Annotated in this window: 26 protein-coding genes; 2 read left to right on the forward strand and 24 right to left on the reverse strand. The window is 43.9% G+C overall.

Annotated elements, in window-relative coordinates; translation table 11 throughout:
- Positions 1–8: 8 nt before the first annotated feature.
- The 14 genes from fliI to sucC form a co-directional block, all read right to left on the reverse strand.
- A complete protein-coding gene (gene fliI / locus ACK8P5_RS16210; protein WP_422661498.1) occupies positions 9–1,328 on the reverse strand; it encodes a flagellar protein export ATPase FliI in 1,320 nt (439 codons plus the stop codon).
- The gene (locus tag ACK8P5_RS16215; RefSeq protein ID WP_422657296.1) at positions 1,315–2,166 is read right to left on the reverse strand and encodes a FliH/SctL family protein; all 852 of its coding nucleotides are present in this window, start codon (positions 2,164–2,166) and stop codon (positions 1,315–1,317) included. Before ACK8P5_RS16215 ends, fliI begins: the two co-directional genes overlap by 14 nt.
- Positions 2,159–3,175, reverse strand: a complete 1,017-nt coding sequence (fliG, locus tag ACK8P5_RS16220) for a flagellar motor switch protein FliG (RefSeq protein ID WP_422657297.1) — start codon at positions 3,173–3,175, stop codon at positions 2,159–2,161. Before fliG ends, ACK8P5_RS16215 begins: the two co-directional genes overlap by 8 nt.
- A 12-nt stretch (positions 3,176–3,187) precedes the next feature.
- On the reverse strand, positions 3,188–4,768 hold the full coding sequence (fliF, locus tag ACK8P5_RS16225; RefSeq protein ID WP_422657298.1) for a flagellar basal-body MS-ring/collar protein FliF: 1,581 nt from the start codon (positions 4,766–4,768) through the stop codon (positions 3,188–3,190).
- 33 nt (positions 4,769–4,801) lie between these two features.
- Complete coding sequence (fliE, locus tag ACK8P5_RS16230; RefSeq protein ID WP_422657299.1) at positions 4,802–5,110, reverse strand: flagellar hook-basal body complex protein FliE; 309 nt, start codon at positions 5,108–5,110, stop codon at positions 4,802–4,804.
- Positions 5,111–5,152: 42 nt separating this feature from the next.
- Positions 5,153–5,605: a flagellar basal body rod protein FlgC gene (flgC, locus tag ACK8P5_RS16235; RefSeq protein WP_422657300.1), complete on the reverse strand. Its 453-nt coding sequence runs from the start codon at positions 5,603–5,605 to the stop codon at positions 5,153–5,155.
- A 6-nt stretch (positions 5,606–5,611) separates the two neighbouring features.
- Positions 5,612–6,019, reverse strand: a complete 408-nt coding sequence (flgB, locus tag ACK8P5_RS16240; protein WP_422657301.1) for a flagellar basal body rod protein FlgB — start codon at positions 6,017–6,019, stop codon at positions 5,612–5,614.
- Between the two features lie 396 nt (positions 6,020–6,415).
- Complete coding sequence (gene hslU, locus ACK8P5_RS16245; protein WP_422657302.1) at positions 6,416–7,822, reverse strand: ATP-dependent protease ATPase subunit HslU; 1,407 nt, start codon at positions 7,820–7,822, stop codon at positions 6,416–6,418.
- Between the two features lie 43 nt (positions 7,823–7,865).
- A complete protein-coding gene (gene hslV / locus ACK8P5_RS16250) occupies positions 7,866–8,408 on the reverse strand; it encodes an ATP-dependent protease subunit HslV (protein ID WP_422657303.1) in 543 nt (180 codons plus the stop codon).
- Between the two features lie 25 nt (positions 8,409–8,433).
- A complete protein-coding gene (trmFO, locus tag ACK8P5_RS16255; protein ID WP_422657304.1) occupies positions 8,434–9,765 on the reverse strand; it encodes an FADH(2)-oxidizing methylenetetrahydrofolate--tRNA-(uracil(54)-C(5))-methyltransferase TrmFO in 1,332 nt (443 codons plus the stop codon).
- 20 nt (positions 9,766–9,785) lie between these two features.
- Positions 9,786–11,885 carry a type I DNA topoisomerase gene (gene topA, locus ACK8P5_RS16260; protein ID WP_422657305.1) on the reverse strand — a complete coding sequence of 700 codons (2,100 nt, stop codon included), beginning with the start codon at positions 11,883–11,885 and terminating at the stop codon, positions 9,786–9,788.
- Between the two features lie 35 nt (positions 11,886–11,920).
- Positions 11,921–13,042 carry a DNA-processing protein DprA gene (dprA, locus tag ACK8P5_RS16265; protein WP_422657306.1) on the reverse strand — a complete coding sequence of 374 codons (1,122 nt, stop codon included), beginning with the start codon at positions 13,040–13,042 and terminating at the stop codon, positions 11,921–11,923.
- Positions 13,043–13,149: 107 nt separating this feature from the next.
- Positions 13,150–14,079 (reverse strand): succinate--CoA ligase subunit alpha, encoded by a 930-nt coding sequence (sucD, locus tag ACK8P5_RS16270; RefSeq protein ID WP_422657307.1) that lies wholly within the window; start codon positions 14,077–14,079, stop codon positions 13,150–13,152.
- A 98-nt stretch (positions 14,080–14,177) separates the two neighbouring features.
- Complete coding sequence (sucC, locus tag ACK8P5_RS16275; RefSeq protein ID WP_422657308.1) at positions 14,178–15,338, reverse strand: ADP-forming succinate--CoA ligase subunit beta; 1,161 nt, start codon at positions 15,336–15,338, stop codon at positions 14,178–14,180.
- Between the two features lie 567 nt (positions 15,339–15,905).
- Here sucC and ACK8P5_RS16280 point away from each other — a divergent pair.
- Both ACK8P5_RS16280 and ACK8P5_RS16285 read left to right on the forward strand, forming a co-directional pair.
- The gene (locus ACK8P5_RS16280; protein WP_422657309.1) at positions 15,906–17,534 is read left to right on the forward strand and encodes a YifB family Mg chelatase-like AAA ATPase; all 1,629 of its coding nucleotides are present in this window, start codon (positions 15,906–15,908) and stop codon (positions 17,532–17,534) included.
- 235 nt (positions 17,535–17,769) lie between these two features.
- Positions 17,770–18,432, forward strand: a complete 663-nt coding sequence (locus ACK8P5_RS16285; RefSeq protein ID WP_422657310.1) for a CatB-related O-acetyltransferase — start codon at positions 17,770–17,772, stop codon at positions 18,430–18,432.
- Between the two features lie 153 nt (positions 18,433–18,585).
- Here ACK8P5_RS16285 and ACK8P5_RS16290 read toward each other — a convergent pair whose 3' ends face one another.
- The 10 genes from ACK8P5_RS16290 to ACK8P5_RS16335 all read right to left on the reverse strand — a co-directional run bounded on the left by ACK8P5_RS16290 (position 18,586) and on the right by ACK8P5_RS16335 (position 26,754).
- Complete coding sequence (locus tag ACK8P5_RS16290) at positions 18,586–18,972, reverse strand: YraN family protein (RefSeq protein WP_422657311.1); 387 nt, start codon at positions 18,970–18,972, stop codon at positions 18,586–18,588.
- Positions 18,962–19,273 carry an EscU/YscU/HrcU family type III secretion system export apparatus switch protein gene (locus ACK8P5_RS16295; protein ID WP_422657312.1) on the reverse strand — a complete coding sequence of 104 codons (312 nt, stop codon included), beginning with the start codon at positions 19,271–19,273 and terminating at the stop codon, positions 18,962–18,964. The genes ACK8P5_RS16290 and ACK8P5_RS16295 overlap by 11 nt, the downstream gene beginning before the upstream one ends.
- Entirely contained in the window at positions 19,270–21,372 is a 2,103-nt protein-coding gene (locus ACK8P5_RS16300; protein WP_422657313.1) for a hypothetical protein, read from the reverse strand. The genes ACK8P5_RS16295 and ACK8P5_RS16300 overlap by 4 nt, the downstream gene beginning before the upstream one ends.
- Positions 21,373–21,453: 81 nt before the next feature.
- The gene (locus ACK8P5_RS16305) at positions 21,454–22,071 is read right to left on the reverse strand and encodes a ribonuclease HII (RefSeq protein ID WP_422657314.1); all 618 of its coding nucleotides are present in this window, start codon (positions 22,069–22,071) and stop codon (positions 21,454–21,456) included.
- Positions 22,072–22,263: 192 nt separating this feature from the next.
- Positions 22,264–23,130, reverse strand: a complete 867-nt coding sequence (gene ylqF / locus ACK8P5_RS16310; protein ID WP_422657315.1) for a ribosome biogenesis GTPase YlqF — start codon at positions 23,128–23,130, stop codon at positions 22,264–22,266.
- Between the two features lie 49 nt (positions 23,131–23,179).
- A complete protein-coding gene (gene lepB, locus ACK8P5_RS16315; RefSeq protein WP_422657316.1) occupies positions 23,180–23,800 on the reverse strand; it encodes a signal peptidase I in 621 nt (206 codons plus the stop codon).
- A 106-nt stretch (positions 23,801–23,906) separates the two neighbouring features.
- A complete protein-coding gene (rplS, locus tag ACK8P5_RS16320) occupies positions 23,907–24,251 on the reverse strand; it encodes a 50S ribosomal protein L19 (RefSeq protein ID WP_422657317.1) in 345 nt (114 codons plus the stop codon).
- A gap of 261 nt (positions 24,252–24,512) precedes the next feature.
- Positions 24,513–24,659: a hypothetical protein gene (locus ACK8P5_RS16325; RefSeq protein WP_422657318.1), complete on the reverse strand. Its 147-nt coding sequence runs from the start codon at positions 24,657–24,659 to the stop codon at positions 24,513–24,515.
- Between the two features lie 93 nt (positions 24,660–24,752).
- Complete coding sequence (locus tag ACK8P5_RS16330) at positions 24,753–25,826, reverse strand: hypothetical protein (protein WP_422657319.1); 1,074 nt, start codon at positions 25,824–25,826, stop codon at positions 24,753–24,755.
- Positions 25,827–25,923: 97 nt separating this feature from the next.
- The gene (locus tag ACK8P5_RS16335) at positions 25,924–26,754 is read right to left on the reverse strand and encodes a glycosyltransferase family 2 protein (protein ID WP_422657320.1); all 831 of its coding nucleotides are present in this window, start codon (positions 26,752–26,754) and stop codon (positions 25,924–25,926) included.
- Between the last annotated feature and the right edge of the window lie 6 nt (positions 26,755–26,760).

The following is a 26,760-nucleotide window of genomic DNA, read 5'->3' on the forward strand; positions in this document are numbered from 1 at the left end:
TTCAATGGTCATCTCCTTGAAAATTCGGATATTAAGCGCTCTTGCACCTCGCTCAATGTCACTTTTTCATTCACTTTTTGCTTCGTAAAGTCCCAAATGCTCTGCATGTACTCTATCGATTCATCAATTTCCGCATTTGATCCCCGTTGATAGGCACCGATATTAATGAGATCCTCTGAATCCTTATACACTGACATCAATCTCTTGATGTTATCTGCTGCTTCAATCTGCTCCTCTGGCGAAATATCTTTCATAACCCGGCTAATACTCGCAAGTACATCAATTGCAGGAAAATGCCCTTTATTCGCGATATTACGATTGAGAACAATATGCCCGTCCAATATACCCCGAACCGCATCAGCTATAGGCTCGTTCATATCATCACCATCTACCAATACCGTGTAAAAAGCAGTGATCGATCCTGTAGGACCCGTACCTGCACGTTCTAGCAGTTTAGGCAGATTGGCGAATACAGAAGGCGTATAACCACGCATTGCTGGCGGCTCCCCGACAGCTAAGCCGACCTCACGCTGCGCCATGGCATAACGTGTTACAGAATCCATCATAAGCATTACATTTAAGCCACGATCCCTGAAATATTCTGCAATCGTTGTTGCAATCAATGCACCTTTAATCCTTATTAGTGCAGGCTGGTCAGAAGTAGCTACGATAACTACAGAACGTTTCAGTCCTTCTGGTCCCAAATCTCTTTCAATGAAGTCTAGAACCTCTCTCCCACGTTCACCAATCAAGGCAATAACGTTAACATCTGCCGATGTATTTCTTGCAATCATGCCCATCAGTGTACTCTTTCCGACGCCCGAGCCAGCAAAAATTCCGACACGCTGGCCCTTACCAATGGTGAGAAGACCGTCGATCGCTCGAACACCGATGCTAATCGGCTCAAGCACCCGAGGTCTATTCAGTGGATTCTGAGGAATATTATTCGTTGCACTGTATGGCATTCTAGCCGGAATAAGTGATCCGTCTAACGGCTGACCTAATCCATCAAGTACTTTCCCCAGCAGTTCTGAGCCAACCTGTACGCTAAGGGGTTTACCTGTTCCGACTACGTCGCATCCAGGTCCAATCGAGTGCAATTCTCCGAGTGGCATCAGCAGCACCTTATTGTCGCGGAACCCTACAACTTCTGCTTGAAGGGGCTTGGATTGTTTACTTGGATAGATGTAACAAACTTCACCTACACTTGCATCAGGACCTTCTGATTCAACCATAAGACCAATGACCTGTGTAACTTTACCATTAATGCGTACAGGATCGATATGTCTTAGGTGATCTTTGTAACGGTTACTGTCAAGCTTCTTCATCTTGATTTCTCCGTTCTTCATCATCAAGTGATAGTCGGATCAGCTCTTTCTTAATCTCGGCTAGCTGTGTATCTATCCTCGCATCAACACTACCGAATGAAGAGCGAATAACACATCCACGATCTTTCACGGTAGCGTCAGGCAGAATCTGCAATTCAGCTTGAGAGTCGAGAGACATAGCTAGTTCTTCTCTAGCAGCATGCACAAATGCGAAGTGAGCTGGAGAAACACAAAGAGAGATAATCCCCTTTTCACGTTTCCGAGTAAGATTTTTTCTTATGAGCTCTAGCATATAATCCGATTCGACTTCTAACTGTCGATCCAACACTTTCTCAGCAATGGCACAACTCAGATCGACAAGAAACGGTTCTGCCTCTTGGATTAAGGATTCTTTAGCTTCATAAGCCTGCTTCAAGAGTTCTTTGGCCTCTTCCGTTGTCCGCATCCTCATCTCTTTCATCTCGGACTCGGCTTTGGCTGCTCCCTCTTCATATCCTTGGCGGTAACCTTCAGCTTTCAGTGCTTCAGCAAGGTCTTCATCCTGACTTCGTCTTTCTTCCCACCATGCTTCGATCTGTGCCTGCGTATCTGCTAGTATTTTCTCAGCTTCTTCAGAGGCTTCCCGAATTTGCCGTTCAGCGAATTCCTTCGCATCCCTTAGTATTTCTTCCTTGATCTTCTCAGCTTCCGCTATCGTGGGATGTAAGGCCGGCTCAACCGGCTGCAGGAATTCAGGAGAATCTTCATTCTCTGCGACCACTGCGTAGTGACGGGCTAAATCCAACTCTTTCAAGACATCCATCGGCATGTATTGGGACGATTTGATCAAGTTAGACAATAATGTCATCTCCTCCGCCGCGAGCGATAATCACTTCGCCTGCTTCTTCAAGTCTCCGGATTGTACTTACGATACGAGTTTGAGCTTCCTCTACATCACGCAATCGCACCGGTCCCATATATTCCATCTCTTCTTTGAAAGTCTCTGCCATGCGTTTGGACATATTTCGGAAAATAACATCTCTAACTTCTTCACTAGCCACTTTAAGCGCAAGCTGCAGGTCTGCATTCTCGATATCACGGATAATCCGCTGAATCGAACGATTGTCCACATTAACGATGTCTTCAAAGACAAACATCCGCTTCTTGATTTCTTCTGCAAGCTCCGGATCCTGAATTTCGAGAGCATCTAGAATGGTACGTTCTGTACCTCGGTCAACCCCATTAAGGATTTGTACAATCGATTCAATACCTCCAGCACTCGTGTAATCCTGAGTAACGGTTGCAGACAGTTTCTGTTCCAGTACACTCTCCACTTGAGAGATAACCTCAGGTGAAGTGCTATCCATTACAGCGACTCTCCGTGCAACTTCTGCCTGTTTCTCTTGCGGAAGGGACGAAAGAATTGCTGCAGCTTGCTCGAACTGTAGATATGAAAGCACAAGTGCAATGGTTTGAGCATTTTCATTCTGGATAAAGTTGAGAATCTGGCTTGGATCTGCTTTTCTGGCAAAATCGAAGGGCCGTACTTGCAAGGTAGCTGTCAATCGGTTAATGACTTCCATTGCCTTTTGTTGACCAAGAGCCTTCTCCAGAATTTCTTTTGCGTAAGTTATACCACCTTGCGTGATATATTCCTGTGCCAGACAGATCTGATGAAATTCGGACATGATGAGTTCCTTCTCACCACCGTCTACTTTACGCACATTGGCGATTTCTAACGTTAACTGTTCAATCTCTTCTTCACGAAGATGCTTGAATATCTGAGCAGAAACTTCAGGTCCCAGCGTGATTAATAAAATGGCTGCTTTCTGACGTCCGCTTAATGTTTGATTATTTCCTCTAGCCAATTGGTTCCACCCCTATTCCTCAGCAAGCCAAGTTCGAAGTAAATTAACGAATTCATCTGGTTTCTTCTTCGCGAGCGTTTCCAGCTGCTTACGAACTTGACTCTCATTCGTCACACTCTCTAAATTAATAGACGGGAATTCCGTTGTTGGCGGAAGTGGAATATCCTCTTCCAATAATTCCTGTTGTTGTTTCCGTCTCCGTATGATGAAATATGTTCCGCCTGCAAGTAATGCCAATGCAGCTAGACCAATACCCCACATGAGTGGCTGAGAAAGAAGTGTTTTCGCATTTTCTTCTGTTTTCGGATTCATAACTTGTGAAACGACCGAAACTTTCTTAGCTAGGTCCGCGTCTGTATAACTAACTCCTGAGTCAGCTAAAGATGCTCTAACGATATTGACCAAAATGTTCTCAACTGCACCTCTTGTTGTCTCATCCATAATTTCTTGTCCATTAGGTGGTTCAACGGATACATTAATGGTTAAGTCTTTAACAGTGTATGGACTTGAGATAATATCACGTGTGATCCGATTCACATCGTAATTTTTAGTACTGGACGTTTCCTCCGACTGTGTTTGCCCATTAGTCGAATCACTTGGATATCCAGGTACTTCTTCTTCTCCCGTACCAGCGACTCCGCCAGTTGGACTGCTCGTTCCAGAATAATTCTTCTGAATCTCCTGGACACTGATTTCAATCCCTTTCATCTCTTCTTCATCTACGGGTGTTACCAGATTTTCTTTGCTGGAAACCTGATCGAAATTCAGTTTGGACGCAACAAGTACGTTCACCTTGTTCGGTCCCATGTATTGGGATAAGAACTGTTGAACGTTTTGACGAACTTCTTTTTCAAAATTCCTCTGTAAAGCAAAGTTTTCTTCCACCTTACCGACTAACCCACCTTGACCACCTTTAGCCGTAGCCAGAAGTTCAACCTCATCATTTGAGATGGTAATGTTCTCGATTGGTAGATTCGGCACCGAAGTTTTGACCAAGTTATAATAGCTATCAATCGCTTCTTGGGTAGGACGATATCCTGGTTTAAATTGCATAACTACTGAAGCAGTCGCCTTCTCCCGATCCGCTGTTGTTGCAAAAACACTTTCTTTCGGCAGATTAAGGAGTACCGTTGCATCTTTTATTCCGTTCATCTTCTCGAGCATCCGCTCTACTTCACCATTCAGAGCATTTACATACTTCACTTCAAATTCATTCTCGGTCATACCGATAGCTGAAGCATTCTGCTCAAAAGTCTCTAGGCCTATTGTCCCATTCTGAATGATCCCCTGTGATCCAACATCAATTTGCACTTTGGTTGCATTGGTGCTTGGTACGGAAATACTAGTTCCATCTGGACTTAGTCTATACGGAATGCTCTGTGACTCAAGGTGACTAATAATACCAGCTGCATCACTAGAGTTTAAATCCCTAAATGCTACCTCATACTCCGTTTTAGAGAATTGCATCGTCAAAACGATAATCGCAATCAATGTAATTGCAATTGTGGAGATAAGCATAATTTTAGTTTTTTTGCTGAATTGGTTCCAATACTGGGTGAATTTCTCCCGATATTGGGCTATTCGTTCATTCACATTGTCACCCCATCCGAAACTTTGCTAGAAACATTAAATTTGCGTGCGCATGATCTCTTGGTAGGCTTCTACCACTTTATTTCGGACCTGTGTTGTGAGCTGCACGCTCAGCAAAGCCTGTTGGGCTGATATCATTGCTTGGTCTACATTGACCTGGCCTAGCATTAATTTGTCAGACATTATGTGTGAGTTTTGTTCTTGAGCTGAAACAGATTGAAGAGCGTCTTCAAGATATGAACCAAATTGGCGAAGCGATTCTGAAGGCGTTGAATCTACTTTTGCAGAGGTTTGCATCTGTAAGGGTTGTACTACACCATTGTTAAACATCGTGTTTTGAATCATGAATGTTCCCTCCTCTTCCCTCTATATGTATTTGAATGTCCCCTATCTTCCAATCTCTAATGCTTTCATCACCATCGCTTTCGAAGCATTTAATGCTGTTACATTTGCTTCATAAGATCTACTGGCTGAAATCATATCTACCATTTCTTTCGTGATATCTACATTTGGCATGTATACATATCCTTCGGCATTCGCATCCGGGTGAGATGGATTATACACAGGTTTTAGTGGTGACTGATCTTCTTGGATTGCACTCACCTTAACGCCTTGTCCAACTCCATTACTTCCGCCCATCTTCGATTGCAAAATACTATCAAAAGAATTCTTCTGTGGTTCCATAACAACGACCTTACGGCGATACGGAACGAATTCTCCATTACTAACCTGAGCACGTGTTGTTTCCGCATTTGCAATGTTAGATGAAATCACATCCATCCTTAGCCGCTGCGCAGTTAATGCAGAGGCACTAACACTGAAACTATTACTAAAATTCATACCACGTTATCTCCCTTCTACGGCAGCCCGCATAATCTTGATTTGTTCCGTTACGGATTGAACATAGGAATTATATCGAAGCTGGTTCTCCGCTAAAAGAGACATTTCACGTTCCACATCGACATTGTTTCCGTTATTGTTCATCGCACTCGATTCATCGGTATTTACCGATATTCCAGGGATATTGCTCGACGGTCCGATCTCAAAATGTCTAGGATCGGTTCTTTTTCCGGGCAATGTTGTCTTTACTCCGTTCATTTCCTTCTGCAAAAGACTCTCAAATGAAACATCCGACCTTTTGAAATAAGGGGTGTCCACATTTGCGATATTGTTGGCAAGTACCTGGTTTCTAAGGTTTGCCGCATCCAATCCGCTTTGCAGCTTTTGAAAGCTGCTGTTGCTTAATAGATTCACCAGTCATACCCCTTCTCTTCGACATTGTGAAAAAGATATTCAACATGACCCAACTAAATCCTCTTTTTTTCGACAGTAAGAATTAATACATATGCCCTATCCTAGGTCTTAAGTAGAAAACGACAACATGATGTCATATAAATTAAGTTTCGTAGAGATTGGGACTTTTTTCAATGAGAAAAAAGCCCTATCTTTTACCAAAAAGAAGGGCTTTTAGTTCATTTTTATTCATTTTTAACCTAAAATCTGCAAGTATTCGTGAAAATCTATAAATTGAGTATTCACAAAATTGTTGCTAACTAGGTCTTATCAGCGAGTTCGGCTATACCCTATCAGTCCCGTTTGCTTGCCCACTTGTGAAATGATTTCGACAATTGTAGCTTGCTAACTTCGACATTAAAGGATATATTGGCTCAAATCTCGATCCTGCGCAATATCCGATAACTTCTCTTTTACATACTGAGGGGTGATGATCATACGGTCCAACGTTAATTCTGGAGCTTCGAAAGACAAATCTTCAAGTAGCTTCTCCAAGATGGTATGCAATCTACGCGCACCAATGTTTTCAGTGTTCTGATTAACGGAAGCAGCAATTTGAGCGATTTCCCGAATTGCTTCAGGGGCAAACTCAATTTCGATATCTTCAGTTCTTAGCAGATTTACGTACTGTTTCGTTAATGCATTCTCTGGTTCTGTAAGAATAGATACAAAATCATCAAGTGAAAGACTGCTGAGCTCCACACGGATCGGAAAACGTCCTTGAAGCTCTGGGATGAGATCCGATGGCTTGGCAACATGGAATGCACCCGCTGCAATAAATAAGACGTAGTCCGTCTTCACAGGCCCGTATTTGGTCATAATCGTAGATCCTTCTACGATAGGTAAAATATCCCGCTGTACGCCTTCACGAGAGACGTCAGGGCCAGAGGAACTTCCTTGGCTTGCTACTTTATCAATTTCATCAATGAAAATGATCCCCGACTGCTCCGCACGTCTTACTGATTCCTGTATGACATCATCCATGTCAATTAACTTCGTTGCTTCTTCTTGGATTAGCACTTTCCGGGCTTCCTTAATCGCAAGCTTCCGTTTCTTCGTTCGCTTCGGCATTAAATTACCAAACATTTCCTGCATGTTCATGCCCATCTGGTCATTTCCCTGACCTGCAAACATATCAAACATATTCGGAGCTGTGTCTTCAACATCTATTTCAATTAAATCATCTTCAAGATTTCCTGAGAGCAAATTAAATCTTACTTGTCTACGCTTTTCTTTGATAGTGCTGTCTTTTTCAGGGGTTTCATCCTCGATATCATCATTCGAATTATTTCCTCCACCAAACAGCATTTCAAAAGGATTTCGCTGACTCTTTGTCTTCTCTGTGGAAGGAACTAGAAGCTTCACAATACGTTCATTGGCCATTTCCTCAGCTTTATCCTGAACTTTCTCGGTCCGCTCGGTCTTGATCATTCGAATTGCCGTCTCTACAAGATCCCGGACCATAGACTCTACATCACGCCCTACGTAACCGACCTCAGTAAACTTGGTGGCTTCAACCTTAACGAACGGGGCATTGACGAGCTTGGCAAGACGTCTGGCAATTTCCGTCTTACCTACGCCTGTTGGACCAATCATCAATATGTTTTTCGGAACAATTTCATCACGTTCTGCATCAGACAGACGACTTCTCCGATAACGATTGCGTAGCGCAACAGCTACTGATTTTTTAGCTTGTTTTTGACCAACGATATATTTATCTAGTTCTGCTACGATTTGTCTTGGGGTCATTGATTCGTTATTCATCGTCATTCCTCCACCCGTAAATGGCGTTCAATGTTTTGTTAGATTACAATTCTTCTACGATGATATTACTATTCGTATATACACATACTTCAGAAGCAATTTGAAGCGCTTCTCTAGCGATATCACGAGCTTCCATATGCCCAGCATGACGTTTCAACGCACGTCCAGCCGATAACGCAAAATTGCCGCCTGATCCTATGGCAAGCACATCATCATCAGGCTCAATGATTTCGCCTCCACCGGAAATGAGCAGCATTCCTGTTTTATCCATTACGATCATTAACGCCTCTAACTTACGAAGGATCCGGTCCTGTCGCCAATCCTTGGCTAATTCCACAGCAGCACGCTGCAGGTTCCCATGATGTTCCTCCAGTTTTCCTTCAAATTTCTCAAACAAAGTAATCGCATCCGCCACAGAACCGGCAAAACCGGCGACAACTTGTCCCCGGTAAAGACGGCGCACTTTTTTGGCGGTCTGCTTCATTACAACACTTTCCCCGAAAGTTACTTGTCCATCTCCAGCAATAGCGGCTTTACCGTTATGCCTAACTGCACAGATGGTCGTCGCGTGAAAAGTCATTTCCATGATGGCGGACCTCCCCTAATACGGATTATGGGTTTACGTTAAGAGCATTCGTTTCAATGAAACCGCGAACCTGATCGAGTGCTCGATTAGCAAGCGCCTCATTTTTCTCTTTTTTGTTACGAATACGAGTACCTAGACTTGGTAAGAGGCCAAAGTTCGCATTCATCGGCTGGAAATGCTCAGGATCAGCATTCGTGATGTAGTATGCCATACTTCCGATGGTCGATTCCTGTGGGAATACAACTCCATCAAGATTCTGTACAGCTCTAGCGGCGTTAATGCCGGCAATAAGTCCAGAAGCTGCTGACTCTACATAGCCTTCTACACCTGTCATCTGACCAGCCAAGTACAGGTTCGGACGATTCTTCACCTGATAAGTAGGCTCCAGCAATTTAGGAGAATTCACAAATGTGTTTCGGTGCATAACACCATAACGTACGATTTCTGCATTCTCAAGACCAGGAATCATGGATAAGACGCGCTTCTGCTCGCCCCATTTGAGATGAGTCTGGAAGCCAACGAGATTATAAAGTGTACCTGCTGCGTTATCCTGCCGAAGTTGTACAACAGCATAGGGTAACTCCCCTGTATGCGGGTTCACAAGTCCTACCGGTTTCATCGGACCAAAGAGTGCCGTCTGTTTCCCGCGTTTCATCATGACCTCAATTGGCATGCATCCTTCGAAGTAAATTTCCTTTTCGAATTCTTTAAGTTGTGCCACTTCGGCGTTGATTAGCGCATCATAGAATGCATCGAACTCTTCTTCTGTCATCGGACAATTTAGATATGCAGCCTCACCCTTATCATAACGGGAAGCAAGATAAACCTTGCTCATATCAATCGAGTCTTTTTCAATGATCGGAGCCGCTGCGTCATAAAAATAAAAATAATCTTCGCCCATGAGGTTTCGAATTTCTGCGGACAGCGAAGGTGAAGTGAGCGGTCCTGTTGCGATAACAACAATACCTTCTTCAGGTATATGCTGAATTTCTTCATTTACAACCTCGATCAAAGGATGATTATGAAGTGTATTCGTTATTTCACCTGAAAACCCATCACGGTCTACAGCAAGAGCTCCCCCGGCCGGAACGGCATTCCGATCGGCGGAGCCGATGACTAAGGAGTTCAGCATCCGCATTTCTTCCTTAAGTACGCCTACCGCATTGGTCATCCCATTAGCTCGAAGTGAATTACTGCATACGAGCTCGGCAAATTTATCTGTATGATGAGCCGGTGTCTTCACAACTGGCCGCATTTCATATAAAGTTACTGGCACGCCGCGACTTGCAATTTGCCAAGCCGCCTCGCTTCCAGCGAGTCCAGCGCCAATAACGGTAACTCTTTGTGTTTCTGTCAAGTTAATACCCCCTGTGTACCTTACAAATCATCTGTTTCGTCTTGTTCTTCCACCATTTCTGAGTGGTCGCATGCTGTACATTGCAGTTTGATACCCTGTTTACTCTTCTTCTCGACCATCAAACTACTGCAATTTGGACATGGCTTTAGTGATGGTTTATCCCAGGATACAAAGTCGCATTCCGGGTATCGGTCGCAACCATAGAAGACACGTCCCTTTTTGCTACGTCTCTCTACAACATGGCCATCTTTACACTTAGGACATGCTACTCCAATATCCTTTATAATCGGTTTTGTATTTCTGCAGTCTGGAAATCCTGAGCAAGCTAAGAACTTTCCAAATCTCCCGAGCTTATATACAAGATGCTTTCCGCATTTTTCACAAATTTCATCTGAAACTTCATCTTCAATCTCAATTTCTTTCATTTCTTCTTCAGCAACTTCAAGCCTTTTCTCAAAGGACTCATAGAATACGCCAAGCACTTTAACCCAATCCTCGGAGCCTTCCTCAACATGGTCAAGATCCTCTTCCATATTAGCTGTAAATTCAACATTCAGAATTTCAGGGAAGAACTGCTCCATCTGTTCAATAATGAGTTCACCTAATTCCGTTGGAACGAATTTCTTCTCTTCGATCGCAACGTATCCACGTTTCTGAATCGTTTCCAGTGTAGGCGCGTACGTACTTGGGCGTCCAATACCCAGCTCTTCCAAAGTACGAACCAAACGTGCCTCTGTATACCGCGGTGGCGGCTGAGTAAAATGCTGTTTCGGCTCAATCTCTTCTCTGGACAGCGCATCACCTGTATGTAATTCAGGCAAGAATTTCTCTTCTTCTGTCGTACCATCATCGTTACCCTCTACATAAACCTTCATAAAACCAGGGAAGCGTACTTTCGATCCCGTTGCACGGAATATAGTAGGCCCTGCGGTAATGTCAACAGATAAGGTATCCAGTATGGCTGAGGCCATCTGACTAGCCACAAAACGCTCAAATATTAATTTATACAACCGAAGTTGATCACGGCTCATAAAAGGCTTCATGCTTTCCGGATCACGAAGTACCGAAGTCGGACGAATCGCCTCATGCGCGTCCTGTGCATTAGCCGCTTTTTTAGAATAATTCCGAGGGCTCTCTGGTACAAATTTTTCACCGTATTTACCCGCAATAAACTCTTTGGCTTCATCTTGAGCTGTTGTTGAAATACGCGTGGAGTCCGTACGCATATACGTGATCAGACCGACTGTACCTTCTTTTCCGAGCTCAACGCCCTCATAGAGTTGTTGAGCAACTGACATCGTCTTAGCAGCCCGGAAACCTAACTTACGAGCAGCCTCCTGCTGAAGTGAACTCGTTGTAAATGGAGCAGATGGATGACGCTGACGTTCTCTTTCCTTAACATCCGCGACTTCGAACGAGGAACTCTGGATCAAAGAGAGAATCTCGTTAACTTCCTGCTCATTATTAAGTTCCTTCTTGACTCCATTAAGCTTCAGAAACTTCGCTTCAAAAGCAGTACCGTTGACTGCAAGCTTAGCTGTAATTGTCCAATACTCTTCCGGCTCGAAAGCACTGATCTCATTCTCTCGGTCCAAAATAATCTTAACCGCAACGGATTGTACACGTCCCGCGGATAAACCCTTTTTAACTTTCTTCCATAATAGTGGACTAATCTTATAACCCACCAGACGATCCAATATACGTCTTGCTTGCTGTGCATTTACTAAGTCCATATTAATTTTGCGAGGTGTTTTAAACGCATCTTTTACCGCTGTTTTTGTTATTTCGTTAAATACAACACGAAGGCTTTGAGTTTCATCCAGCTCTAGTGCATGAGCAAGGTGCCATGCAATTGCTTCCCCTTCACGATCGGGGTCAGCCGCCAGATACACTTTTTTCACCTTTTTGCTAGCATCCTTAAGTTCCTTCAAGACAGAACCTTTTCCGCGGATCGTAATGTATTTCGGATTGAAATCGTTTTCGACCTCAACCCCGATCTGGCTCTTCGGCAAATCGCGTACGTGACCCATCGAAGCTTTAACGATATATTTACTGCCGAGATATTTGCCAATCGTCTTCGCCTTGGCCGGCGACTCTACGATAACGAGTGAATCCGCCACAGGTTCATCCTCCTCTCCAACATTCAAACTTTCGATTAAATTATCTTATATAATGCACCAGGTAATTGGGTTATCTGCTTTTTTATGATTAAAGATAACAGAACTGAATGCAAATGTCCAAAATCCCAACGGGTCCGCTCCAGCAGATCATCTAGCGTCCCTGACCCCTGTTGCAACATATGGTATATTTCCATTTCGTCTTTTGTCAACCCGTTTACATCATATTTGTCGGAAGCAGTATCATCATTATCATCCTTAAAGACACTCTTTTTCACTTTAGGGAGCCATGAATCATACTCTTCCAGAACATCTTGACTACAAGTAACCAATTTAGCACCTTGCTTGATTAAATCCAGTGTTCCGCGACTCTTTGGTGATGTAATGGGACCTGGAACAGCAAAGACATCTCTTCCCGCCTCTAAAGCAGCATCGGCTGTGATCAGTGAACCACTTCTAGCATCTGCTTCTACCACCAAAGTGCCTAAGGTGATTCCAGCGATTATACGATTTCGTTGTGGAAAAAATCCCGGATGTGCCTTTGTTCCTGGAGGGTATTCAGAAATTATGAGACCTCTCAATGCTATCTCTTCATATAAAGATCGATTTTCCGGTGGATAAATAACATCAATTCCCGCTCCAAGAACAGCGATTGTTCCACCCCCGCATCGCAATGCTTGATCATGAATAACACTGTCAATCCCTCTTGCCATACCACTGACTGCGATAAATCCAGCCCCGCACAACTCTTCCGTTAACATCGAGCCGATCTTTCGACCATAGGCGGTTGGTACACGCGTGCCAACAATGGCAATTCCCGGTTGTTTAAGCAGATGAACATTACCTTTCAGATATATAACCCAAGGTGCCTGAGGAGATGACTTTAACATGTCAGGGTATGTCGCATCAAGTGCGGTTATGATCTGTTGGGATTCATTAGACAATTTCAGACAATTTTCATCAATAATCTGACGAAGTTGCGTAGACAATCGACGTGCAATTTCAACATTCAATCCAAACGCAACCCAATCCCTCTCTTCAAATCGAATCATATCCTCTCCAAAAATACCATTCACAATAAATCGGTGAATCGTCTTCCACCCAATTCCATCGGTCTCATGAAGAGCAACCAACAAAGCTCGTTCAATCAATTCCTTCATTAATATAACCCCCAAATTATTGTTATTAAAACACAAAAAGCAACCCTTCATTTCCGGTCAGGAAATAAAAGGTTGCTTACCTACTTCAATATGAAGCTACTTCGCGCTTAGTGTGTTGTACACAAACTAAGAATGCCTTTCTCTTCAAGCACACTTACAAGTGTTGAACCCATCTCAGATGGTGTTGGTGCGACTTTAATTCCACAGGCCTCAAGAACGGCCATTTTTTCCTTAGCCGTACCTTTTCCTCCAGAAATGATAGCGCCTGCGTGTCCCATCCGTTTGCCTGGAGGCGCTGTAACACCGCCGATAAAGCCAACAACTGGCTTCGTCATGTTCGCAGCAATCCATTCAGCCGCTTCCTCTTCTGCTGTACCACCGATCTCACCGATCATAATTACAGCGTGAGTCTGAGGATCTTCATTAAAGAGTTTAAGAATATCGATAAATTCAGAACCCTTAACCGGATCTCCACCGATACCTACGGCAGATGATTGTCCAATTCCGCGCGTAGTTAGCTGATGAACTGCTTCATACGTCAAAGTTCCGCTTCGGGAAACGACGCCCACATGACCTGGCATATGAATGTAGCCTGGCATGATACCGATCTTGCACTCACCTGGAGTAATTACGCCAGGGCAGTTAGGACCGATCAAGCGAGTCTTCTTACCTTCCATATAACGTGCAACTTTCACCATATCTAATACTGGAATACCTTCTGTGATACAGATGACAAGTTCCATTTCCGCATCTACGGCTTCCATGATGGAATCTGCTGCAAATGCTGGTGGTACGTAGATAACGCTAGCTGTTGCACCAGTTGATGCTTTAGCTTCTTCTACTGTATTAAATACAGGAAGGCTTACCGTTTCACCATTCTCTAGTGTAATCTCAACTTCAGTTCCGCCTTTACCGGGAGAAGTTCCTCCGACCATTTGCGTACCGTAATCGAGTGCACCTTTTGCATGAAACAGGGCCGTTTTACCTGTAATCCCTTGTGTGATGACTTTTGTATTTTTATCGACCAAAATACTCACGATTGATTCACATCCCCTATCTTTATTTGAAAATGAAAGCAACCGCACGGCTAGACGGACGAACCATCCTACGTGCCATGCCCCTTCAGGAATGAATATTACTGAACGAGTGAAACGATCTTCTGCGCTCCATCAGCCATGGAATCAGCAGGAACGATATTCAGTCCGGATTCAGCCAAAATCTGTTTGCCCAAATCAACGTTTGTACCTTCTAAGCGAACAACCAATGGACGTGTAAGTCCAAGCTGTTTCGCTGCTTCTACCACACCGGATGCAATGACATCACAGCGCATAATTCCACCAAAGATATTAACGAAAATACCTTTTACCTGTGGATCGGATAAAATAATCTTGAATGCTTCGGTTACTTTCTCCGTTGTAGCACCGCCCCCAACATCGAGGAAGTTAGCAGGGTCGCCGCCGTAATATTTAATAATATCCATGGTAGCCATAGCAAGACCTGCACCGTTAACCATGCAGCCAATATTACCATCTAATGCTATGTAACTCAGGTCATACTTGGATGCCTCAATTTCCTTCTCATCTTCTTCTTCCAGGTCACGCAGTTCTTGAATGTCTTTATGACGGAACAATGCGTTGGAATCAAAGTTAAGCTTGGCATCCAGAGCCATAACGTTTCCATCACCTGTTACAACCAATGGATTGATTTCAGCAATCGAGCAGTCTTTTTCAACAAATGCGGTATACAATGCGATCATAAATTGCGCCGCCTTGCCTACCAGCTCTTTCGGAATATTGATCGCATAAGCTAGTTTGCGAGCTTGGAACATCTGCATACCAACAGCTGGATCAATAGCTTCCTTAAAGATCTTCTCAGGAGTTGCTTCAGCAACTTCTTCGATCTCTGTGCCGCCTTCTTCAGAAGCCATCATAACAACGCGCCCGGTTCCCCGGTCCACAACCACGCCGATATAATACTCCTTACGGATATCGCAGCCTTCTTCGATAAGTAAACGCTTAACCTCTTTACCTTCTGGACCCGTCTGGTGAGTTACCAGCACCTTACCCAGAATCTCTTCGGCATAAGCACGAACCTCATCAAGGTTCTTGGCAACTTTAACGCCACCTGCTTTACCACGTCCACCTGCATGGATTTGAGCTTTGACAACGGTTACGGGACTGTTAAGCGACTTCGCTGCCTCAACAGCTTCCTCTACCGTGAAAGCAACCTTGCCGTTAGGAACGACAACTCCATATTGCTTCAGTACTTGTTTTCCTTGATATTCATGGATATTCATTCTGGAATCCTCCTATCAACATGACTGGAACAAGGCTTTATAAACCTATCTATACAAACCCAAGCTATTGTAACATGTTTTTAAAACGCTTACCTTAAAAAGTTCACAACTTATCCACAGCTTTTTGATATGGATATGATTGCACCGAGAGAATGATTGGGAATTTATGTAAAATAATCCTGTACTATCTTTGAATACTTCACTCCAAAACATTGCTATATCAACGCTTTTTTAACCATTTGATTAAAAGTAAAATTAATATGATAAATGCAACGATCAAGATCATAGCAAAAATTAATGATATGATAATCGTTTCCCAATGAATAGCCATGAGTTGCCTCCTATCATCTATTATTAATACACTTGTAAATCAATTTCTCTTCTTACTCATTAAAACACTAGCATTATGTGGGAAAATTGTAAACGTTATGGATCTCTTTACGTTTGACTTTAGGTATGTACTCTCTTAAAATACCAACTATAGAAAATAAGGAAGCACCTTTTTTCAGAAATCAGTCCGACTGTCCTTTTGACAGTGACAGAATTCAGAAAGCAGGTGTTTTTGATATGTACGGAAAACTTTACAGTGCCTGTCTATACGGTATTGACGGGGTTGTCATTCAAGTTGAAGTTGATCTGGCTAACGGTCTTCCACAGACCTCAATTATCGGACTCCCCGACTCTTCGATTCGGGAATCTGTCGAACGTGTAAGGGCTGCTATTAAGAATTGCGGCTATACCTACCCCATGCAAAGAGTTACAGTGAATTTAGCACCCGCCGATCTGCGTAAAGAAGGCTCCTCCTTCGACTTGGCTATTGCCCTTGGTATTCTAACAACAAGTGGACAACTGACTTTAGCTTCTTCAGATCGATTGCTCATGCTCGGAGAACTTGCACTAGATGGTAGCTTAAGACCTGTTACAGGTGTACTTTCGATGGTAGAACGTGCAAAGAGAGATGGATTTCAAGGCGTGCTCCTCCCACGTGACAATGCGGCCGAAGCTTCTTTAATCGGCGGCATAAAGATCTACGGTATAAGCCATCTGTCAGACCTTACAGAGGTAGAAATGCCGGATAAAGAGAACTCTAACGATCATAAATCTTCCGTATCACGTAATAAGAAAGAAGAGCCTATTACCGTATCTCTATCCCGCTTACAGTATCATCCTGAAATCACAACTAAGGATCGTAGGAATGACCGCCCGGAAGCTTCAATCGAGGATTATAGCGATGTTCTTGGACAGCTCCATGTCAAGCGAGCATTAACAATTGCAGCGGCGGGAATGCATAATATCTTACTTATAGGACCACCGGGTACAGGAAAGACGATGCTCATAAAAAGGCTTTCCACCATCCTACCTGCATTAAGTGAACAAGAATCTCTTGAAACGACCAAAATTTTTAGTGCAGCAGGAAAACTGAAACAAAGTGAAGGTCTAATTCATAACAGACCTTTCCGTTCACCTCATCACACAATATCAACCGGCGGCTTAATCGGCGGTGGAACGATCCCGAAACCTGGCGAGGTAAGTCTGGCACATCGTGGAATTTTGTTTCTTGATGAGCTACCCGAATTCTCTCGAAGTGTCCTTGAAGTGTTGCGGCAACCCTTAGAAGATCATGAGGTGACCATCAGCCGAGCACGTGCTGTATTTACCTTCCCTGCCCGCTTTATGCTGGCTTGTTCCATGAATCCTTGTCCGTGCGGGTATTACGGAAGTGATCACCCTCTTCATCGCTGCTCTTGTTCATACCAGCGTATTTCACAATACCGCGCCAAAATATCTGGCCCTCTACTTGATCGGATCGATCTTCAAGTAGATGTACCTAGACCGAAAGAATGGCCAAGCGGCACCATGCCATTGTCATCTGAGGAGATGCGTTTGCAGGTGAATACCGCTCAGCGTATACAAAGTGCTCGGTACCGAAATACTCCTTTTCGTTCCAATAGCGAACTATCGGGAAGCGCCTTACGTCGATTCACTAAACTTGGAAATGACGCAGCTGATCTTCTTCACTCCACGCTCGATATGCTTGGTCTGAGCATGCGCGCCTATGATCGAATATTGAAGCTTGCTCGAACTATTGCTGATCTCGAGGGGTTAGCTGAAATCTCCTTTGATCATGTTGCTGAGGCGATTCAATACAGGCAGCTGGATAAACAAGCAATTACCACGGATGAAGTTATGCATTAAATGCGATTTCTAGTTAATGATTAGGCTAGCCTGCGGATGTACCAGAGTTCCACAATCAAAATAAGAACAGGACCGTAAAATTGACGAACAATTAATTCGTTTGTTACAATCTCTCCAACACATAGGAAAAGGATGAGGACGATGATTCGTCGTTTGAAAAGGTTTAAGAACGTCGCTACTGCGTCAAGCTTCTAAGTAAAACTGATTTATACTACTTAGAAGCGAGGAAATAGAAATGAAACAACATCAATTCGAACATTGGTCTGAAATTAAGTATCTAAAAGATATTGTTACGAACCCCATGATCAAAGTAGGGCAATACTCTTACTATTCAGGTTATTACGATCAACATGATTTTGAAGATGGTTGCGTTAGATACTTATGGGGGGATGAAAAATCAAGAAAGTTGTTTAACCCCATCGAAGATTATGGTTGGCATATAGATCAATTGATTATTGGAAATTACGTTTGCATTGCAAGTGGAGTCATCATTTTGATGGGTGGAAATCATAATCATCATGCGGAATGGATTACCGTGTATCCGTTTGTGGATCAGCTTGAAACTTCTTACGAACCGAAAGGGGACACAATCATCGAAAGTGATGCTTGGATCGGTATGAATGCGATGATTATGCCCGGTGTGACTATAGGAGAAGGTGCGATTGTTGCTGCTGGATCGGTTGTTACAAAAGATGTTCCGCCATACACTATCGTAGGTGGTAACCCTGCTAAAGAGATAAAGAAACGCTTTTCAGACAAAGAAATCGAAATGTTAAAAGAAATGCGATGGTTCGATTGGGAACGCGGGGAAATCGAAAGATCCAGTCACCTCTTATCAAGTTCTTCTGTAAATCAACTGTATGATTTTTATAAACGGGAAATAAAAACACAACACTAATCTGTACCTTTTCTCTACTGCGCAGCTTATTTCTATTAATCATTTATCACACTAAAAAAGCCTGAAGTTCAAAAGGTCTCGACTAGACCCCCGAGCTTCAGGCTTTCTATTTATTCACATAAATTCTAATGCGTTCGCTAAAGTCATCCTTACTTAGAATGCTTGCTCAATATGTTCTATCGAAGTGACTGACATGTCAGAGTTAAGGATGACAGCCACCACGTCAAAACGAATGGGAACATCATAATGTTTCTTAAAATGAAGATATTGCTCGGCCATACTGCGAACTTGGTTAATCTTCCGCTGGTTAACGGATTCGGAAGGAGTTCCAAATGCCAAGTTTCCACTACGACTGCGAACCTCTATGAACACCAGCATATCCTTGTACTCTCCAATAATATCGATTTCCCCTGTACGATTCCGCCAATTCTGTTCCACAATACGGTAACCTTTTTCCATCAAAAAAGTCGCTGCTGCAGCTTCTGCCAAGGCTCCTTTTAGTTTACGAGTATCCTTCTTATCATCTGGGCTAGGACTCATATAATCGACTCCCTTCCTTCGCAGCACTTTCTGCTTGGTACACATAAGTTAGCACCTCAGCCACAAGTTGATAGAGTTCTGGAGGAATCTGCTGATCTAAATCAAGCTTGGATAGCACTTCTACGAGCGCTGCATCCTCCTGTACCGGAACACCATTCTCCTTGGCCCGCTCTAGAATGGTATCCGCCAGTTTACCTTGTCCCTTGGCAATGAGAATTGGCGCTTCATTTTCTTCAGGGGCATACTTGAGAGCTACTGCCTTTTTCATGGCTAGAGGGGTTTCTGATTCTTTACCCTTCATATTCTGTAGTCCACCCCTTTATAAGTTTGTGGTGTATATTCGGAAGCTGTGTTTCCATTACTTTGATCCATAACAGATTCGGAGATCTCAGGAAATGGACTTGTCTTCATGCTGAGAAGCTGATATCCAATAGATTCTACTCCAGCTGCCAGCTCTTTTTTTCTGGATTCAAAAAGTTCTGAAACCCAAGGCTGGTCATTACGCAAATTCAGGCTCACAATCCGGTCTACAACATGAACATCAATCACCGTCGGACCCAAATGCTTCATATCTAGGTCAAACCACAACCGGCAGTTTGTTGCATCCAGTTCACCTTTTCTACCCCTACGGGATTGAATATGTACGGACGCTGTCTGCTCTCCGTCTGCCCCATGAAGCGGGATAAACATCGTAACCTGAGCAAAGGGTGCTGTTCTATCTGTATTTAATAGGAGCTGTTGTCCGGTCATATGCTGAATAAGTTGTCCTGCAGCTTCTTTAAGGGCTGGGGGAATGTCATTGCTTGCAGCTAACTGAAGTAGCAAGCCCTTTAACGTTTCCTTCGCATCCGTTGAACTAGTGGCTAATGGTCCAGTGTTGTTGAGTGGCTGCTGCGTATTCATATCCGCTTGATCTACTGGGTTAGCAGCAGCTGCTAGATTGGCGGCTGCACTCTGAACACTATTAGCCGTCTGTACCTGAGCAGTTGAACCCGCCATTGTCGCTTGGGGCGCCTGAGTCGTCGATTGTAGGGGCGACCCTGGCTGGAATACACTCGACTCTTGTATGCCGCGCTGGGCAGCCTGTGTGACTGGCGTAGTGCCTGTCTTTTCTTGCGCAACAACAACAGAAGGAGCAACCGCCCCTTGAGCTGCTGGCGCCGCAGACGGCTCCCTAGGGGCTTCTGCAGCGATGTTAGCGCCGGTTCCCGAACCTCCGCCAAGCGGGTTCGGGCTACCGGCTTGCCCGGCGGCAGCGGTGCTCGCCGCCGCACCCTGCGCGGGTGGATGCGCCCCCCCGCGCAACACCTGCTGCTCGTGCTCTGCACCGAGCAGCTTCAGCAGCCGCCCCACCCACGGCTCCGCACCGTGGGTGGGCGGCTTCGGCGAAGGGCCTGCGGCCCCTTCGCCAGGCTGCGCCGCCTGTGCCAAAGGCGGCGGTGCACTCTCTGCCGCCGTCCCCGTGGCCACGGCGGCTTGCCCTGCTGCCGGCGGCATCGCCGAGCCGGCAGCCCCCGAGGCCGGCTGTGGCGTAGCCGCGCCGGCCCAGGGGCCTTGCTGCGCAAGCTCGCCGCGCAGCTGAGACAGCAGGCTCTGCAACTTCGTCAGCAGAGCCTGCTGTCCGCTGCGAGCGCTATCCGCAACAAGCGTTGATCTATCGCCCGGTCCTGTTTGCAGCGCAGCCCCCGCTGCTTTATCCAGATTAACTGCGGCCATGTTAGCCATTCCTTCATTTTTACCGTTCGTACCAGCCACAGGACTATTCCCAGCAGTTTGGACTGTTTGACCTTTATTAGATATCTGAACTTGCAGCGCTTCGCTAAGCTGATTTTCAAGCGATTCAAGCAATACATGAAGCTGAGGACCGAATACAGCCTGATACAATCCTTTGACGCTCTCCGGAGTAATCGGCAACCCCCGATGAAATGCAATAGCCGAAGACTCCATCCATTCCGTTAATGAAACTTGAGGAGGCTTCACAGCAAGCATCTCTTTAAACTGAGCTATATTTTCCTTCGTTAATGGAATTCCTACGCTCTGCATCCCGCGAATCATTTCCCGATTCTCTTTCGTATCCGGTAAATTAACGAATTCAAGCACTTCCATCATCGAGGATGGACTTAGCGTCTGATTGGCAGATGGACTTAAAGGTTTAAGTACAACCGCCCCTTCCTCCCCTGGTGGCTGTACTTGAAGAAGAGCTGTTTCCCCTGCTCGAAGCGGTGTCTCCAGCTTCGCCTTCACTTGAACTCCTTGTATTTGCACGACGGCTTCCTGTCCATCCTCTGATACATTCATAACAACACCGCGAACGACCTGACCTGGCTTCATATCCAGTGTCTTGCTCTCGCCCGCTCTCTGTTCACCAAGAAGCCCTCGAATCAACGATCCGATGTTCACGATCTGTTCCTCCCTAAGCATCCATTTTCCTTATATATCGGCAAAAGCCCGCCTTTTTACAAGGCGGGCTTTACAAGAAATTCAAAATAATGATAACTGCTCAAACTCAATATTTCTCAAAAAGCTCCGGCGATGCAGTGGTGTAGGACCCAGAATTCCGAGCTGCTCACGATGCAGCTTCGTTGCATAACCTTTATGTATAGCAATCCCGTATTCTGGATAAGCCTCGTTCCATGCTCCTTCGCATAACCGATCTCTAGTCACTTTTGCGACAATAGATGCTGCAGCAATCGATTGACTGTTGGCATCACCTTTTATAATCGCTAGTTGTGGAATATCACAATCCACCTTCTCTGCATCAACAAGTAAGAACTGCGGAGTCACCGCAAGCTCCTCAAGCGCCATCTTCATTGCCAACCGAGCAGCCTGTTTAATATTAATTCGATCTATAGTCTCGGCATCAACACATCCTATACCTACCGCAAGCGCCTCTTCCATAATCTGATCATACAAAGCATCCCGCTTCTTCGCACTCAGCTTCTTAGAATCATTAATTCCCTCAATCACTAATCCTTGCGGGAGAACAACAGCAGCAGCAATAACATCACCAAATAAACAACCGCGTCCTACCTCATCAATTCCCGCAATCAATTCATATGCAGGCCAATATTCACGTTCATAGGATAACAAATCACTCATCATAAAACTCCTTGGTGCCTGGTCAAAAAAGGCTACTATTTCATTTATTCTTAGAATAAAGAACAACATTCAAATCTATGAATCTATTCTAAAATCATATCATATGTACCTAAAGACAGTCACCTATCTTTAGGCTTTTTAAAATATCCCATAACAAAAAAACCACCTTTACGGTGGTTTCCCAAAAAGCGATTAATAAGGTGCTTCCATGGAGAAGCGTCCCATTTTTCCAGCACGTAACTCACGTAAGAATAAGCTTGAGGCTTTCTCCAAATCTACACGCCCCCCACTAACAATACAACCGCGTTTACGGCCAATGTCTTCCATTACAGTCACAATCTCGTCCGGATTCTCAAAATCCTCAGGACGCTGCTTTAAGTCAAAACGCTCACTCATCGGCTCCCAGTAATATTTCGACAAGTATTTAACCGCAAAAAACGCAATGTCCTCAACGTTCAATATTTCCTCTTTGATAGCACCGGTCACGGCTAGACGGTAACCAACATTTTGATCTTCAAACTTCGGCCACAAAATCCCTGGCGTATCGAGCAGTTCCATCTGGCCGCCTGCAACCTTAATCCATTGCTGACCTTTTGTTACACCTGGACGATCTCCTGTTGCTGCAATGCTGCGGCCAGCAAGACGGTTTATTAATGTAGATTTACCTACATTCGGAATCCCAACGATCAGGACTCGCATTGCACGGGGATTTATACCCTTGGATAACATTTTATCAATTTTTTCTTTCAACAAAAGTTTTACCTGATCTGGTATCTCTTTGACCCCTGATCCTGTCTGAGCATCTACCGGAAATGCAGTATGACCCTGCTCTTTAAAATAAGTTAGCCATTGACGTGTCACCTCTGGGTCAGCCAAATCTGCCTTGTTCATAATAATGAGGCGCGGCTTCCCCTGTAAAATATCGTCGATCATCGGATTGCGGCTAGATAGCGGCAGTCTGGCGTCAATCAGCTCTATAACAGCATCAATCAACTTCAGTTTATCCTGTATTTGACGGCGTGCTTTTGTCATATGTCCTGGAAACCATTGTATCGTCAACGTCGTCACCTCACAAAAATTCCAATTCCGTTATTCTTTTTATTCCCTGTTAGTGATTAATAAAACCAATATCTTTAAGTGGCCAGAAGATCAGATCTGCTCGGCCGATAATGTCTTCGAGTGGAACGTATCCAATCATTCGACTATCTGTACTATTGGATCGATTGTCTCCCATTACAAATACATGCCCTTCAGGTACCTTACCGTCTGGGAAGTCTGTGTTAGGGAAATTCAGACTGTTATATAGTCTGTCTTCTGAATGAGCTTGGTCAATTGCATCTTGTATGTAAGTCTCGCTTACGGTTTTACCATTCACAGTGACTTTGTCGCCTTCTACTTGAACTGTATCACCAGCAACAGCAATGACGCGTTTGATGAAATCTCTTCCCTCGGAAGGCACGTGGAATACGATGACCTCACCACGCTCCGGTTTACGAATGTCGTATAGGATTTCATTCACAATAAGCTTCTGACCTGTTACGAAGTTAGGCTGCATGGACGGTCCTTGTACGATGAAAGGCTGAAACAGAAGCCATCGAATAAGAACTACGAGAATTAGTGCAATCAGAAGGGCTTTTAGCCACTCCACTAACTCATTTTTTTTCTTCTTAGCGGGACTCTCTGATTCTTCTTTTGCTTCGAATGTTTCCTGATGTGTATCCTGTTGCATAATTCACCGTCCTCTCTTTTAATTGATGATCTACAGCACTATGATCAAATTTGGATATACAAAAGGGGCTTGTATATGCGCACAAGCCCCTTTTACCGTCCGTTGATTAACGACGAATTTCTTTAATTCTCGCTGCTTTACCACGAAGTTCACGAAGATAATAAAGCTTCGCACGACGTACTTTACCACGGCGAGCCACTTCGATTTTCTCGATTTTAGGCGAGTTGATTGGGAAAGTTCTTTCCACACCAACACCGTAAGAAATTTTACGAACTGTAAAAGTCTCACTGATTCCGCCACCGCGACGTTTAATTACAACACCTTCGAAAACTTGGACACGCTCACGAGATCCTTCGATAACCTTAACGTGCACTTTTAAAGTGTCGCCAGGACGAAAGCTCGGAATATCCTTACGAAGTTGTTCTTGAGTAATCGCTTGTACGATATTCATCTAGGACTCCCTCCTCTCACACAGGCGTTCTTGCATCTTCCGGAAAATCTTCTATTCCCCATCATTATCCGCAGAGGACCACCGTATTCACAACAAAAGAAATTTTAACACGAATCTTAGGAAGAAGCAAGCGAATAGTATATTTCAGACCAGATTGATGAATCCTATTTTATCATAGAAAAAGCCACTGCATCTTACAGTGGCTTAAAGACACGATCTATGACATGTGATAAATGAAATAACCAGTTCCTTAAGCATCCATCAGTTCAAAGCATCTTCACTACTCTTCTCCCTTGCCCCATGACGCTCAGCATAATATTCTAATATATCATCTACGGTATGGAACTCTACTTCATCATCCTGCTTATCCATACGGTTATATTGTTGATCATAGTTTGTATTTGTCATTTGATAAATCCTCCTAAATATCTTTCCAGTAGCTCAGCCATGATATAATTACCCCGATTTTTCGTTTTTGCATCGTTTTCACCTCTACTATTTTTAAGATTCGATTTTTATAACAGTGAATATTGTACTTACTGATGGAGAACCAATTTCTTTTGATCCAGAAGATAGATTATAAAGCTCCACCCTATTTCCTTCATCTAAATTCAACACAATTGAGCCGGAAACCGTGCTAGCCATAGCGCTGGACTTCGTATTTGACCGATTAACGATATCTCCATTGATCACAACACCAAATGCTTTAGGGTCCACTTGGTCATCTGTCAATATTATTTTCCATTCCATATAATAAAAACCTGATGTGGGGATAATTAAAGCTGATGTTCCATCAAAAGATATGTTATCCAAAGAGCTTTGATTAAAACGAATGGGCATTGCAGGCATCACCGTTTGGGATACTTCTCCACTAAGATAGAGCAAACTTCCACTCACAGTTGACTTTTTGCCTATGTTATTGGATTCTCCAATTAAACCTCCCGATTCCGAAAAACGTGTAGCACTTACAAGAACATTCAAGTCATCAATAGAAGTAGCCAAAGCTTCAGTAAAGTCCGTCATTTGTCCATGTATTTGAGAAGTTGGACGCAGTTTCTGAACATGTGATGATGCAACCTCAACCTTATCACCTAGCGTTAAAGATTGATCATTCAAAGAGGTCTTACTAATCGGATTCTCTTCTGTTGTAGACACGATCATCATTTGTAACATTCTCATAACAACATCTAGGTCGGGGCGAATTATCTCCTCTAGACCGATCCGGGCGGATAATGGTGTAATGATGGCATAAAAAGCGGTGATCTTCTCCCGGACGTCTTCAATGTTCGATAGACTTGGAATTACAGCGATCTTCTGAGCAGCAATGCGAGCAATTTTCTTTTCAGTTAAAGTGTATGGCATTTCATTTATCTGACGACTAAGATTCTGCACTTGAAACTTCAGAAGTGTAAAACTTTCATTCGCTTGAGTGGTTAATACTTGAGATGTATAGGTACCTATCTCTCTCAACAGAAACACGAACTGATCTGTTTCTGATTTTTTTACACTTAAACGTGAAGAAACTGGGATATGGACTTTTTGCTGCTTCTTTTTGGTACTGCTTTTTCTCCTCATATTATGTCCTCCATCCCTACTACTCCATCCCCTTCTACTCAGACCATGAACAAAAAAGCAATCATCCCTGGAGAGAAGGAAGATTGCAGGATCGGGATCACTCGATTCTCACCACATGCCGATCAGGTATAAAATGGATCTCTCTAGCAACAATCTCCGATGGATTATATCCACACTGATCAATTTCAAATGCCGAGTGACCAATACTCCATTTTTTACGAAATCTTTCGGCGTTTTCAAGTGATAAGAGCTTATACTTCATATCCCTTCCACCAAACGTCCCATGTCCTTCGTGATGTATAAAAACATTCTGGGCGACCCAAAGTTTATACCCCGCAATTCTGGCCCTGATACAAAAATCATCATCCTCGTAGTTTCCAGGGAAGAAGCGTTCATCAAGTACCCCGATTTTATCAACAACTTCCTTCGGGAATAACAAACACAATCCAATTAACCGATGCGGATAAAAACCTCGCCCTTGATAAATTACACTTCTAGACCTTGCGTAGTTATCCATTTCTTCCTGTGTTTTATACACAGCATCGTCTACTCGTTGAATTGGGGCTACAAAATTAGAAACCGGACCAACAATACCGATGGAAGGGTCCTTTTGAAGCCACTCATGTAAATGACGTAACCATCCCTCTGTGACTACAGTATCATTGTTAATCAACAGATAGTATTTACCCTCAGCTACCGCGATTCCCTGGTTGCATCCAGCAGCAAATCCCTTGTTCTCTTCATTCACGATTACTTTTGCACGATCGATGCTTTTCAAATACTCCACCGTGCCATCGGTGGAACCATTATCCACGAATACCCATTCATAGGGTACATCCGTATGTCGAATAATACTTTCAACACATTTTTTCGTGAGTTCAATTCGATCTCGGGTTAACATGATTATCGTGGTTAGCTCTAAAGTCATCTTATT

The organism is Paenibacillus sp. EC2-1, from assembly GCF_049311625.1.
GTDB lineage: Bacteria > Bacillota > Bacilli > Paenibacillales > Paenibacillaceae > Paenibacillus_AQ.

Excerpts from the sequence above, each read along its gene's own strand:
- dprA (WP_422657306.1), bottom strand. The coding sequence starts at position 13,042 with ATGAAGGAATTGATTGAACGAGCTTTGTTGGTTGCTCTTCATGAGACC.
- fliI (WP_422661498.1), bottom strand. The coding sequence starts at position 1,328 with ATGAAGAAGCTTGACAGTAACCGTTACAAAGATCACCTAAGACATATC.
- rplS (WP_422657317.1), bottom strand. The coding sequence starts at position 24,251 with ATGAATATCGTACAAGCGATTACTCAAGAACAACTTCGTAAGGATATT.
- ACK8P5_RS16330 (WP_422657319.1), bottom strand. The coding sequence starts at position 25,826 with ATGAGGAGAAAAAGCAGTACCAAAAAGAAGCAGCAAAAAGTCCATATC.
- ACK8P5_RS16290 (WP_422657311.1), bottom strand. The coding sequence starts at position 18,972 with ATGAGTCCTAGCCCAGATGATAAGAAGGATACTCGTAAACTAAAAGGA.
- ACK8P5_RS16280 (WP_422657309.1), top strand. The coding sequence starts at position 15,906 with ATGTACGGAAAACTTTACAGTGCCTGTCTATACGGTATTGACGGGGTT.
- ACK8P5_RS16305 (WP_422657314.1), bottom strand. The coding sequence starts at position 22,071 with ATGAGTGATTTGTTATCCTATGAACGTGAATATTGGCCTGCATATGAA.
- ACK8P5_RS16285 (WP_422657310.1), top strand. The coding sequence starts at position 17,770 with ATGAAACAACATCAATTCGAACATTGGTCTGAAATTAAGTATCTAAAA.
- hslU (WP_422657302.1), bottom strand. The coding sequence starts at position 7,822 with ATGAATAACGAATCAATGACCCCAAGACAAATCGTAGCAGAACTAGAT.
- flgC (WP_422657300.1), bottom strand. The coding sequence starts at position 5,605 with ATGAATTTTAGTAATAGTTTCAGTGTTAGTGCCTCTGCATTAACTGCG.
- sucC (WP_422657308.1), bottom strand. The coding sequence starts at position 15,338 with ATGAATATCCATGAATATCAAGGAAAACAAGTACTGAAGCAATATGGA.
- lepB (WP_422657316.1), bottom strand. The coding sequence starts at position 23,800 with ATGCAACAGGATACACATCAGGAAACATTCGAAGCAAAAGAAGAATCA.
- fliE (WP_422657299.1), bottom strand. The coding sequence starts at position 5,110 with ATGATTCAAAACACGATGTTTAACAATGGTGTAGTACAACCCTTACAG.
- ACK8P5_RS16325 (WP_422657318.1), bottom strand. The coding sequence starts at position 24,659 with ATGACAAATACAAACTATGATCAACAATATAACCGTATGGATAAGCAG.
- ACK8P5_RS16295 (WP_422657312.1), bottom strand. The coding sequence starts at position 19,273 with ATGAAGGGTAAAGAATCAGAAACCCCTCTAGCCATGAAAAAGGCAGTA.
- hslV (WP_422657303.1), bottom strand. The coding sequence starts at position 8,408 with ATGGAAATGACTTTTCACGCGACGACCATCTGTGCAGTTAGGCATAAC.
- ACK8P5_RS16335 (WP_422657320.1), bottom strand. The coding sequence starts at position 26,754 with ATGACTTTAGAGCTAACCACGATAATCATGTTAACCCGAGATCGAATT.